The 11,936-nt window shown below is 45.4% G+C and carries 11 protein-coding genes and 2 pseudogenes; 10 read left to right on the forward strand and 3 right to left on the reverse strand.

What is annotated here, in order from left to right:
• Positions 1-200: 200 nt before the first annotated feature.
• Positions 201-381 (forward strand): annotated as a pseudogene (locus ACH10T_RS08745) (IS4 family transposase); the annotation flags it as partial.
• Positions 382-530: 149 nt separating this feature from the next.
• The gene (locus ACH10T_RS08750; RefSeq protein WP_394808915.1) at positions 531-1,550 is read left to right on the forward strand and encodes a DnaJ domain-containing protein; all 1,020 of its coding nucleotides are present in this window, start codon (positions 531-533) and stop codon (positions 1,548-1,550) included.
• Positions 1,551-1,605: 55 nt separating this feature from the next.
• Here ACH10T_RS08750 and ACH10T_RS08755 read toward each other — a convergent pair whose 3' ends face one another.
• Positions 1,606-2,466, reverse strand: coding sequence for an MBL fold metallo-hydrolase (locus ACH10T_RS08755; protein WP_394808916.1), 861 nt, complete (start codon positions 2,464-2,466; stop codon positions 1,606-1,608).
• Between the two features lie 124 nt (positions 2,467-2,590).
• On the opposite strand from ACH10T_RS08755, the gene ACH10T_RS08760 reads away from it, so the two are divergent.
• The 6 genes from ACH10T_RS08760 to ACH10T_RS08785 all read left to right on the forward strand — a co-directional run bounded on the left by ACH10T_RS08760 (position 2,591) and on the right by ACH10T_RS08785 (position 6,469).
• Positions 2,591-3,022: a YeeE/YedE family protein gene (locus ACH10T_RS08760; RefSeq protein WP_394808917.1), complete on the forward strand. Its 432-nt coding sequence runs from the start codon at positions 2,591-2,593 to the stop codon at positions 3,020-3,022.
• A 30-nt stretch (positions 3,023-3,052) separates the two neighbouring features.
• Positions 3,053-3,466, forward strand: a complete 414-nt coding sequence (locus ACH10T_RS08765) for a DUF6691 family protein (RefSeq protein ID WP_394808918.1) — start codon at positions 3,053-3,055, stop codon at positions 3,464-3,466.
• 119 nt (positions 3,467-3,585) lie between these two features.
• Positions 3,586-3,912, forward strand: coding sequence for an ArsR/SmtB family transcription factor (locus tag ACH10T_RS08770; RefSeq protein ID WP_394808919.1), 327 nt, complete (start codon positions 3,586-3,588; stop codon positions 3,910-3,912).
• 109 nt (positions 3,913-4,021) lie between these two features.
• Complete coding sequence (locus ACH10T_RS08775; protein WP_394808920.1) at positions 4,022-4,276, forward strand: beta-lactamase hydrolase domain-containing protein; 255 nt, start codon at positions 4,022-4,024, stop codon at positions 4,274-4,276.
• Positions 4,231-5,631 (forward strand): FAD-dependent oxidoreductase, encoded by a 1,401-nt coding sequence (locus tag ACH10T_RS08780; RefSeq protein WP_394808921.1) that lies wholly within the window; start codon positions 4,231-4,233, stop codon positions 5,629-5,631. Before ACH10T_RS08775 ends, ACH10T_RS08780 begins: the two co-directional genes overlap by 46 nt.
• A 4-nt stretch (positions 5,632-5,635) precedes the next feature.
• Positions 5,636-6,469: a sulfite exporter TauE/SafE family protein gene (locus ACH10T_RS08785; RefSeq protein WP_394808922.1), complete on the forward strand. Its 834-nt coding sequence runs from the start codon at positions 5,636-5,638 to the stop codon at positions 6,467-6,469.
• Positions 6,470-6,478: 9 nt separating this feature from the next.
• On the opposite strand, the gene ACH10T_RS08790 is transcribed toward ACH10T_RS08785, so the two are convergent.
• Complete coding sequence (locus tag ACH10T_RS08790; RefSeq protein ID WP_394808923.1) at positions 6,479-6,991, reverse strand: beta-lactamase hydrolase domain-containing protein; 513 nt, start codon at positions 6,989-6,991, stop codon at positions 6,479-6,481.
• 144 nt (positions 6,992-7,135) lie between these two features.
• Here ACH10T_RS08790 and ACH10T_RS08795 point away from each other — a divergent pair, with 144 nt between their 5' ends.
• Positions 7,136-9,853 (forward strand): cation-transporting P-type ATPase, encoded by a 2,718-nt coding sequence (locus tag ACH10T_RS08795; RefSeq protein ID WP_394808924.1) that lies wholly within the window; start codon positions 7,136-7,138, stop codon positions 9,851-9,853.
• A 120-nt stretch (positions 9,854-9,973) separates the two neighbouring features.
• Here ACH10T_RS08795 and ACH10T_RS08800 read toward each other — a convergent pair whose 3' ends face one another.
• Positions 9,974-11,407, reverse strand: coding sequence for a hypothetical protein (locus tag ACH10T_RS08800; RefSeq protein WP_394808925.1), 1,434 nt, complete (start codon positions 11,405-11,407; stop codon positions 9,974-9,976).
• 361 nt (positions 11,408-11,768) lie between these two features.
• Here ACH10T_RS08800 and ACH10T_RS08805 point away from each other — a divergent pair.
• A pseudogene (locus ACH10T_RS08805) lies at positions 11,769-11,936 on the forward strand (IS3 family transposase); the annotation flags it as partial.

Consider the following 11,936-nt stretch of genomic DNA (forward strand, 5'->3'; position numbering starts at 1 on the left):
GATGGCTGCTGCCGCCTGGAATATAAAACAATGGCTATTGACCATTGTTTGGCTCTTTCTTCCATGGCGGGAAATGCGGATTTCTTAAATTCTTCGATGAGAAAAGATCGAATCGCTTGATTTTGTCTTTATTAACACGCCGTCTTTTGATACGGCTGATCCAAAAGAGCGATTGATGCAGTTTTTTAGGGTCGACTAATTACATGCTGGTCGCTATTATCAAAAAGGAGCTTCAAATTGATGCCTCGCTCTACACTTTGCTACAGATTTTATTGGTCTCTTGTTTTTGAGAAAAACCAGTTGCAACAAGCCTTACGAGGCGCTGCTTACATTCCAGAACAGTGTGGCGCCGCTAACCAACTAAATTTGTTAAACTCTTAACCGGACACTGCTGATTGGAGATGGTGTTTGATATGTGTAATATGTGTATACTGTGCGTGCTTTTTCCCATTGCAAGCTATTGAGATACATGAGGAAAGAATGCTGCATCCATGCACTGATAAACTAACCGTTTTGAATTTTCAATACGCATGATCGAACGCCGTAATTTCTATCGAATTCTTCATGTCCAACCGGATGCGTCGATGACGGTGATCAAGGAAAGTTACCGGGTATTACTGCAGAAACTTAAAAATTATCCGAATCTCGCTGGTCCAGATTTGAACGAGAACTTGCTCAATATTGCCTATAACACGCTGCGAGATCCGCTTAAGCGAGCTGCTTATGATCTTGATTTGCTGAGGCGTCATCATATTAAAACGCTCAGTCAGGGAGCATTTGGTTCGAATACAAGTTTCGAAGCAAAAATAGATAAACAGAAGAACGAACGAACTGCACAGCTGAATCAACGTAACTATTATCGAATTCTTCAGGTTCAGCCTGATGCGCCTATTACTACGATTACGTCAAGTTATCAGGCACTAAGGAAGAATTCATCGCCAGAAACTGCATTACTTGATGAGGCTTACCGTGTTCTTTCTAATCCTGACGCGCGCAAGCAGTATGATGCCATTTTTGCTGGTAGGTTATTTCATGCTGCCGGGAAATCTGCCCATCAAAATACTAATCTACCCGGGCTTCCAGTCCAAGTTAAAAGTACGCCGCAGTTTGCTATAGAGTCGTATCGGGCAGTGATTACACATTACTGTTCCTTCTGTAAGACGCCGTATGTGCCACAAGCGAATATCTATCAAAGTGAAAGCTGTCTGGAGTGCGCAAGCCCACTGCTTGTTTTGCAGCATGATAATTTTGAAACATCGCGCCGGACAATGATGCGGATCAATATCAGGGGTGAGTTTGTATTTTACTTATTTTGGCCGGGTAGGCCTTGTCAAGGCATATTTCAGGATTTGTCACCCACAGGAATTCGCTTCTTAACCGAGGTGATGCTTGATCCAAATGATATTATAAAAATCGATGCGCCTAATTTTCAGGCGGTGGCTGAAGTAACGCATAAACGCAATGAAGGCGGGGGGATTTCTGTTGGAACACGCTTTATTGCCGTGAAATTTGATCAGCAGCATGGGAATTTTGTCAAAGTACAGGTCTGAGCCTGGCTATATTGAAATGTCAGTTTTCCTCTGGAGCTGGTTTTCTTGAAACAGATTAAATTAAGTTAACCGGTATTTTGAAATATGCAATTCCGTTTGTTTCAACCGGTGGTAATTTTCCAGCTCTGATATTTACCTGTATCGAGGGTAACAGCAAATTGGGCATTTCTAAAGTCGCATCGCGTTTGTTGCGCATTGCTACAAACTTATTTTCATTGATGCCATCGTGTACATGAATGTTATGGAGACGTTGCTGTGCGACTGTACTTTGCCACGCAGCAGCGCGATTGGTAGGTGGATAATCATGGCACATAAATAATCTTGTCTCCGGCGGAAATGCCAGTAATTTTTGGATGGACTTGAATAACTGGCTTGCATTGCCACCTGGAAAATCTGCCCGTGCAGTACCAATATCTGGCATGAAAAGCGTATCACCGACAAAGATGGCATCATCAAATTGATAAGCCGTATCAGCGGGTGTGTGACCGGATACGGAGATGGCCCTAGCCGTTAATTTCCCAACCTGAAATAGCTCCTCCTCCGTAAATAAGTGATCAAAATGATGACCATCGGGAATAAACGCGTCCTCGAGATTAAAAATTTTCTTGAAAGTTTCCTGTACGACAGGAATATTATTGCCAATACCAGTTTTTCCACCCAATCGATTTTTAAGATAATCTGCGGATGACAAATGATCTGCGTGCGCATGCGTTTCAAGTATCCACTCAACCGATAAGCGGTGTTCGTGAATAAATGCAATCAATTTGTCAGCCGAGCGCGTACTTGTTCTACTTGATTTGGGATCGTAATCAAGAACTGGATCAATAATGGCGCAAATGCCGCCTGGTTCATCAAAAACAATATAACTAACAGTCCAGGTTATTGGATCAAAGAATGCATTGATATTTGGTTTCATTTTATTTTTCTGCCAATTTAATTAGAATTATTCAATATTATAATATATAATAAAAAATAGCATATGGTAACATATTTACGAGATTGATATGAACTGATTTGTGTTTCTTGGTAGGAGAACGAGAATGTATATTAATCTGGATTCAGTGCCATGGCATGCGTTAGGTGGCGGGTTGATGATTGGTGCCGCAATAGCATTGTTATTGCTACTTAACGGACGTATCGCAGGTATATCGGGCATCGTGGGTGGATTATATCGAATGCAGAAAGGCGATATCGGTTGGCGTGTCACTTTTATTTTAGGATTGATTTTATCAGTGGTTATTTGGAAATTCTTTTTTGTTTTGCCAGAGATCGCTATTGAAACCAGCTATACGATGTTAGCATTGGCAGGTTTCTTGGTCGGGTATGGTACACGCCTGGGTTCTGGTTGTACCAGTGGTCATGGTGTTTGTGGAATATCAAGACGGTCGCCGCGCTCAATTGCAGCGACAACAGTATTTATGTTTGCTGGTTTCATGACAGTCTATTTGATACGGCATGTATTTACTTTCTAGCTTAGATGGCATGTATCAGGAGGATATTCAATGATTAACTTTATGGCATTGCTATCAGGAATTGTTTTCGGTTTTGGAATTATCTTGTCTGGTATGGTAAATCCTGCCATAGTTCTGGCGTTCCTTGATATAACAGGTAGCTGGGATTCTTCACTGCTATGGGTTATGGGTGGTGCTGTGGCTGTGGGTTTTATCGCTTTTGCACTGGCAAAGAAACGTACAAACAGCTACTTGGGTTTATTGATGCAGATACCTGCTGTTACAAAAATAGATAGCCGCTTGCTTCTGGGAAGTCTTGTGTTTGGTGTTGGTTGGGGAGTAGCGGGTATTTGTCCCGGACCGGCCGTGGTGCTGGCTGGCACAGGAAGTATTGACGTACTGGTGTTTCTTGCCACCATGCTAGTAGGCATGGGCATTTACCAAATCCTGCAAGAACGTGGATAAACTACTTATAGATTACTTACAGATTATATGAAAATAATCTAGAATTTTAACCATTATCAATCGAATGCATTTATCATTTAGGCTTTAACTTGTTACGCACTAACGTTAGGTGATTTTTTATGAAAACAGATTCAGTTTTACACGATATCGCAGCGCTACATACATCTGCTTCTGCTGCTTGTGCTTTGCTGAAAATATTGGCTAATGAAGATCGGTTGCTCATCTTGTGCGAACTGAGTCAGGGAACCCGGAATGTGGGTGAACTTGAAGAATTGCTGGGTATTCATCAGCCCACACTCTCGCAACAGCTGACCGTTCTGCGTGAAGAGAATCTGGTCGCAACAGAGCGCAAAGGTAAATATATATATTATAGTGTGGCAAGTCAGGAAGCCCTTGAAATTATGGAGACTTTATATAGTCTGTATTGTAAGAATCAATCCACCTGAAAGAATAAACATCAATCATGATACAGAGAGCTATTTTGCGTTAGGATTTCGGCAGGAACGTAAGCTTATACAGCGATGATGTTGTGATCGATTGATGAAGGAATAGGATATGCGCCTGGACATTACCAAGCTTGATCACAAACTGTCGGTTTCCGGTCAAATCAGTATTGATGATATCACCGAAATTGCAGCTGCTGGTTACAGATCAATCATTTGTAATCGCCCGGATTATGAAGGTGGCGAGAATCAGCCGGGCAGTGAAGAGCTGGAGGCAACGGCCAAGTTACTGGATATACTTTTGTCTATTTACCAATCAGAATGGGTAGCATACCCACAGAGCGCGCGGAAGCTTTTCAAAAACTAATGGTTGAGTTACCCAAGCCGGTTTTGGCATTTTGCGGTTCTGGCATGCGTGCGACTGCTTTGTATGGAATGACTAAGCAGAATGATCAAGACGACCCAGAAGCGCAGGAATTTGTCGTGGCAGCTTGTAACTGGGATAACGCCTTTGATGTGGTTGTCATAGGCGGCGGTTCGGCTGGTATCGGTGTCACTGCAAGCCTGCTTAAACGGCGGTCAACGCTGCGTATCGCGATTATCGAACCAAGCGGCCAACATTATTATCAGCCTGCTTGGACACTGGTGGGAGCCGGCGCTTATGACATCGCCGAAACAGTGAAACCGATGGCTGATATTATTCCCAAGAATGCTGAATGGATTCAGGCGGCCGCGTCTGGATTTGATCCGGAACACAATAGAGTGCATTTATTTGATGGTCGTGTGATGGGATACCGGCAATTAATTGTTTGCCCGGGTATACGTCTGGCATGGGAAAAGATTGAAGGATTGGAAGAAACGCTGGGTAAGAACGGTGTTACTTCAAACTACCAGTATGATCTGGCGCCTTATACCTGGTCCTTGGTCAAAGAGCTTAAAGCCGGGAAAGCAATTTTTACCCAGCCGCCAATGCCGATCAAATGTGCGGGCGCACCACAAAAAGCCATGTATCTTTCTTGCGATCACTGGATGCGCGCTCAATGTTTGGAAAGCATGGATGTTGAGTTTAATACAGCAACTGCCGTGTTATTTGGTGTGGCTGATTTTGTTCCACCCCTAATGGAGTATGTCAGACGCTACCATGCGAAGTTGTTATTCAATTCTAATCTGGTCAAAGTGGACGGGAATAAAAAGATCGCCTACTTTGAAAACAAAGGCAATGATGGAGCGGTAACCCTCGAAGCGAAATCTTTTGACATGCTGCATGTAACACCATCACAAGTCGCTCCGGATTTTCTTCGCAATAGTCCTCTGGCAGATGCAGGCGGTTTCTGCAAAGTGAATGAAAAAACACTGCAGCACACCGATTACCCGAATGTGTTTTCACTGGGAGATGCTTGTTCATCTCCGAATACGAAAACGGCCGCGGCAGCCAGAAAGCAAATTGTTGTGGTGGCCGAGAATCTTCTGGCAGCAAAAGAAGACCGGGAATTGACCACTATCTATGACGGTTACGGCGCCTGTCCGCTGACTGTGGAAAATGGCAAAGTTATACTGGCTGAATTTGGTTTTGGTGGAAGATTATTACCTACATTTCCATTCGATCCAACAGTGCCGAGAAAGGTCTATTGGTTTCTTAAAACGACAGTTTTTCCATGGATCTATTGGAATGGCATGCTAAAAGGCAAGGAATGGCTTGCTCGTCCCGGCAAATTAAGCTGAGCATGTGGATATTCTGCTGATCAGTACTCTGCTCGGCGCCGTTACTGGCGCTATATTGGCACTGACTGGTGCTGGCGGCACGATCATTGCAGTCCCGTTGCTGATGTTCGGATTGCATCTGGTTGTCGCTGAAGCCGCTCCGATTGCTTTATTCGCCGTGTGTTTGTCTTCGGTTATCGGCGCGTTAATTGCGCATAGGCAAGGAAAAGTGCGTTACCGGGCAGCGGGGTTTATTGCTATTACCGGTGTTGTGATTGCACCCATCGGCATATGGCTGGCGCAGAAATTGCCTAATGCGCCGCTAACACTTTTATTTGCACTGGTTTTGTTTTATGCTGCGATCAGCATGCTGCGGCAAAGTAAGATGCAGGATGAGCCGGTGAAAAATATCACAGTCTCTCAATCTCATCCTGCTTCAATACCTTGCCAGCTAGCCTATGAGCAAGGCCGTTTAGTATGGACTTGGCCGTGTGCCCGGGCATTAGCATTTTCCGGAATTGCAACCGGGTTCTTATCGGGATTGTTGGGCGTCGGGGGCGGCTTTGTCGTTGTGCCGGCATTAAGGAAAGCGACCAATCTTTCGATGCAATCTATTCTTGCCACATCCCTGGCAGTTATCGCGCTTATTTCTGCTGTAGGTGTTGTTTCTGCAACCTTGATCGGCGGGATGAACTGGACTATTGCGTTACCTTTTTCTGCCGGCGCATTGGCAGGTATGTTGATTGGGCGAATTTTTGCTAATTTTCTTGCTGGCCCAAAACTACAGCAAGGATTTGCTGTAGTTTCTATGGGTGTTTCGGTGTGGATGATTATCAGATTGTTCTGGATTGATGGATAAGATTAAAGCTCAGTTCAGCATGATTTCACGAAGTTTTTCTTCCAGCGGTGGGCGCAAACCGGTTTTACGGGCCTCCTCAATGGCTACTTCTGGATCAATACCTTTGGTGATTCGATAGCTAGCCCACATGGCACTTGCCCGGTTACCTGATCCGCAATGGATTAGTATCGGAGCTTGAGCTGATTCGATCACTTTGGTAAATGCGGCCACCTGTTCTTTAGTGATCCCAGCAACGGTCGTCGGAATGTTGACATACATCATACCGGCAATATCGACTAATGCTTTCTCCTCCATAACGCCTTCGTTTTTGGTGCGTAAGTCAATAACGGTTTTGAAACCAGTAGCAGCCAATGCTGGCACACCGCCCTCGCTAATCATTCCTGATAAGGCAATTTGTTCCGTAGCGCGGTTGTAGTTTTGTACTGCAATAACCTGATGGCCAAACGGTACCCGGCCAGCAGCCTGCGTCATGCTGGTAAACAGAATGGCCACAAGTGCCATCAGAATGATAGAGTATTTCATAGAAAGCCCCATTTGCTGTGTTAAGTGAGAAAAGAATGTTTTCATTGTAGCCGTACTGAATAATTAAATACAAATTATTCCTATCAATTCTGGTCTATTAAATAGGCGCAACACAGCCTGTCCAACCATTTAAGAGAGCTGCTTATGCCACATGAACAAGTTTTTGCACCCGATAAAACACCTCTATGGCATAGCTATCCACCGCAGCAAGTGCTGGAAGAGTTTAAAACCGGGCATGCTGGTTTATCGCAAACGGAAGCGAAGTTGCGTCTTGAACAGTATGGCGCCAACCGATTGAAGCCGCCCAAGCCACAAAGCATTGTCATTCGCTTTTTGTTGCAATTTCATAATGTACTGATTTATATTTTGCTTGCCGCATGCAGCATGACCGCTTTTCTAGGGCACTGGGTCGACAGTGGCGTTATTTTTGGTGTTGTGGTCATCAATGCCATCATCGGCTTTGTTCAGGAAGGCAAAGCGGAAGAAGCGCTGAATGCTATCCGGCACATGCTGTCGCTTAACGCGGTCGTTCAGCGCGACGGTCAGCGGATACAGATTCCAGCTGATCAACTGGTGCCTGGCGATATCGTAGTGCTGCAATCCGGCGACAAGGTACCGGCTGACTTGCGATTGGTCGACTGTAAAAACCTGCGTATCGAAGAGGCAGCGTTAACCGGAGAATCGGAAGCTGTCGAGAAATCCATTCACGCAGTCGAAGCAGTAACGGCGATCGGGGATCGGTTTTGTATGGCATATTCTGGCACGCTGGTGGTTTATGGCCAGGGATCGGGCGTGGTGGTTGCTACTGCTCAACATACCGAGATTGGGCGCATCAGTCAGATGATCGCGCAAGTCGATAAGCTGACATCGCCTTTGCTGCGGCAAATGACGATCTTCGGCCGCTGGCTGACGCTGGTAATTTTACTGCTGGCAACTGGCATTTTTGTTTATGGATTGTTGCTGCATGATTACCCGATCAATGAGATGTTTATGGCGGCCATCAGTATGGCTATCGCAGCGATTCCAGAGGGATTGCCTGCCATCATGACGATAACTTTGGCGCTCGGTGTGCAGAATATGGCGCGGCGTAATGCGATTGTTCGTCACCTGCCTGCGGTAGAAGCACTGGGTGCGGTGACCGTCATCTGTACTGATAAGACCGGAACGCTAACACGTAATGAAATGACTGTGCAGAGCGTGATGACTGCTGATGATCAATTCCAAGTTAGTGGCGTTGGTTATGCGCCAACAGGTGGTTTTAGCCGGAATGGAAAGGAAATTCCGGTTACTGATTATCCCGATATGCTCGATATGTTTCGGGCAGGGATGTTGTGTAACGAAGCATCACTGCGTCAGCAGGATGGTACCTGGGGCATCCACGGTGATCCGACAGAAGCTGCACTCATTACTTTAGCAATGAAGGCTACGGTGGATCCGGCCATGGAGCGGAAAACACTGCCTCGAACGGATGTCATTCCGTTTGAATCGGAACATCGCTTTATGGCGACGTTGCATCAGGATCATGCCGGGAATAGCCTGATATATGTCAAAGGTGCACCGGAAGAAGTGCTGGCAATGTGCAGCCATCAGCGTAGCCAAGGAGAAGATCAGCTGATTCAGCTTGATTTCTGGCACGCCAAAATACACGAAGCAAGTGCGACGGGACAGCGCATACTGGCTATGGCCAGTCGTGCGATTAAAACAAAACAGCAAATATTGCAGATTTCTGATGTGGAAGTAGGATTTACGTTGCTGGGTCTGGTTGGAATTATTGATCCGCCGCGTGAGGAAGCCATTGTTGCCGTAGACAAATGCCATACCGCAGGCATTCGCGTCAAAATGATTACCGGGGATCATCGTATTACCGCTTGCGCGATTGGCGCGAGATTAGGTATTGGTAATGGTCAGAACGCGGTAACCGGAATTGAACTGGATAAGATGGATGACGCACAACTGCGCAAAGTGGTCGAAGAAATAGATATTTTTGCACGTGCAAGCCCTGAACATAAGCTCCGGCTGGTTACGGCGTTACAAGACAATGGTGAAATTGTTGCTATGACAGGTGATGGTGTGAATGATGCACCAGCCTTAAAGCGTGCCGATATCGGCGTTGCCATGGGGAAAAACGGCACTGAGGTGGCAAAAGAAGCAGCTGAAATGGTGCTGATGGATGACAATTTTGCTTCGATTACACATGCGGTGGAAGAAGGCCGCACGGTCTACGACAACATCCGCAAAACGGTTGTTTATATTCTTCCAACCAGCGGCGGTATGGCGGGTGTTTTGATACTCGCCATTATTCTAGGGATGGCGCTACCCATCACGCCGGTGCAGATTTTGTGGATCAATATGGTGACGACTGTAACGTTGGCAATTTCGCTTGCATTCGAACGACCTGAAAGCGGTGTCATGTCACGCCCGCCCCATGACCCTAATGCATCTATTTTGTCGGGATTCCTGGTGTGGCGTATTGTTTTTGTTGCCTTATTGATGATTGGCGGTGTCTTTACATTATATTTCTGGGAAACCATGCAGGGCGCGAGTATCGAACTGGCCCGGACAGTGGTTGTGAATGTACTGGTGATGTGTGGAATAGTCTATTTGTTCAATTGCCGCTATTTGATGGCTTCTGTGTGTTCGCGCCGGGGACTGCTGGAAAATCGTTATGTTTTAATGGCTGTCGGGCTTTTGTTGCTACTACAATTGCTGTTTACCTACTTGCCTGTGATGCAACAGCTATTTGGTACGACTGCTCTGGATGCAGCGGCCTGGGGACGTATTATCGCAGTCAGTTTATTGCTATTTCTGATCATTGAGTTTGAGAAATACATACTACGGTGGAAGGATGCCAAAAATCTATGAGATGCTAAGTTAACTCAATTGAAATAAATTGGCTGTGATGGCAAGAGAAGTTAGGACAATCTATTTGATGGTCTAAAATAAATTGCCCTATTTTTCTTCTACTAGATAGCAAAGGTAGTTTTACAGTGCTGCCAAGAATGCTACGAGATCGGCTTTTTCAACTTCAGTCAGGCCAATGCTAAAGCGATTATTGTAAAACTCAACCACGGCTGGTAAATCTGTAGCAGAACCATCGTGGAAGTAGGGGGGCCGTGAAGCGACCGAACGTAAAATAGGTCCTTTAAAGCGGCCAATATCTTTCCATTTGCCGGTAATCAAAGCACGACCAGGATCAGTTGTTTTAATGATTTCGTTAGTCGTTTTATTTTTTAGCGTATACAGTGGCATATCCGGTGTCCGGCGCGATTCATCAGCGATACCGATATCTAGTGGCATTGGTGTCGAGTGGTTACCCGAATTAGGTGTGTTATGACACGTCGTGCATGTGCCTGGAAGTACGCTCACGCTTAAGTCATCATTGATCCCTTTTACACCGACGATCTGGATAGGCTTCGTATTAAATAACGCTTGGCCACGGGCAATCGCAGCGCGTGCGTTGTTAGTGCTATTGGACGATTTGCTGGTGCTAAATCGTTCCCAGCTGTTATAGAGTGACATTACATTGGGATCAAAAGGTTTGCGCGTTTGATAATCTCCAACCAAAGTATCATTTATGCCAAAGTGATATTCTTGCTTCTTCAGTTTCTTTGGACCACCGTCTGCTTTTCTTGCCGTTAGTTTTCCGGCATTGTTATCATGTATTTGCGCTGTAAATAATCCAGATTCAAACTCCACGATCGCTTCGCGCTCTGCACCAGTTAATTCTCGAAGTGCTTCGGCATGACCTAATGTGGCATGATTGGACTGGGTTGATAAATCAAAAGGCACGGGAGAGAAACAAGTTGAAGTACCAAAAATGCAGTCAGTGGAACCTGACATCCGGGTTGTTTCACGACCATCCCACATGATGGTACTTAAAAATTTAAGATTGGTGGTTGGCATAGGACGACGAAATAGCGATAACTCTGTCGCACTTGCAAATCCATAAGGATCATCGGCTTCAATCAATTCAAATTCTGCGGTGTCAGGGATGCCAATTCCTACGCGGATGTTTGCTTTTTCCAAGAGCATGCTATAGGCAGCGCGGCGTTTTTTAACCGTCGATACATCCGCAAGTGGAGAATTTGCACCATCAACCAGCCGGAAAAGCGGATCTAGACCCTTGGTTTCGTTGAAGAGCTTCTGGACGCTTTGGGGTGTAATCGTCCATCCTTGAGAAGGAAGATGGCAGGAAGCACAACTGCGGCCATTGCTTCCCAAGCTTTTGAAAAACGGATTATTAAGATCAATAAACCCCGCTGTACTGTAGGTTGCATCTTTGCCATGACTGTTCTCAGAATGGAACATATTTGGCAACTTATCAGAGTCGGAATCTTCTTTCGCAAATGCAGGCGCTGTTAGCATAATAAACAGAGCCGATACTGCTTGTAATCTTATAATGTTCTTTTTCCGCATTTATTTCCTCCAATTATGTATAAATGTCGAGCTAAAATTTTAGCTCAGAGAAATTTCACTAAGTACCAATAAACTTGCGGTATCAAGTCTAGTCGAGCGGAACGTGATTGGCTGTGAGAAAAGTCACATGCACTATTCTCTTTGTAAGAAATATTTGCGTTGTCGCTGCGGTGTTTAAAATATGCTAAGAGTGCTTATTCCAATTCTACTTAGGAACAGCATTAATAATCCAATCCAATCCAATCCAATCCAATCCAATCCAATCCAATCCAATCCGGTAATGCTGCGCATAGTTTCCTGGCTTGATTCAAGGTTTTTTAGCGCGCTTTCCAGATGAATCTTGACCAGGTCAAAGTGATCTGCCGGCCATGGTATCCGAGTGGGTGTAGATCGCATCAAGCGCATTCGCAAGAAACTGGGGCTACGCTACAAGCAGAAACGGAAATTCAAAGTGACCACCGATTCCAAACATAGCTTGCCAATTGCACCGAGCCTGCTGGAACGGAACTTCACCGTGGCAGCGCCAAAC

Origin of the sequence: Nitrosomonas sp. (genome assembly GCF_043753625.1) — a bacterium.
Lineage (GTDB): Bacteria > Pseudomonadota > Gammaproteobacteria > Burkholderiales > Nitrosomonadaceae > Nitrosomonas.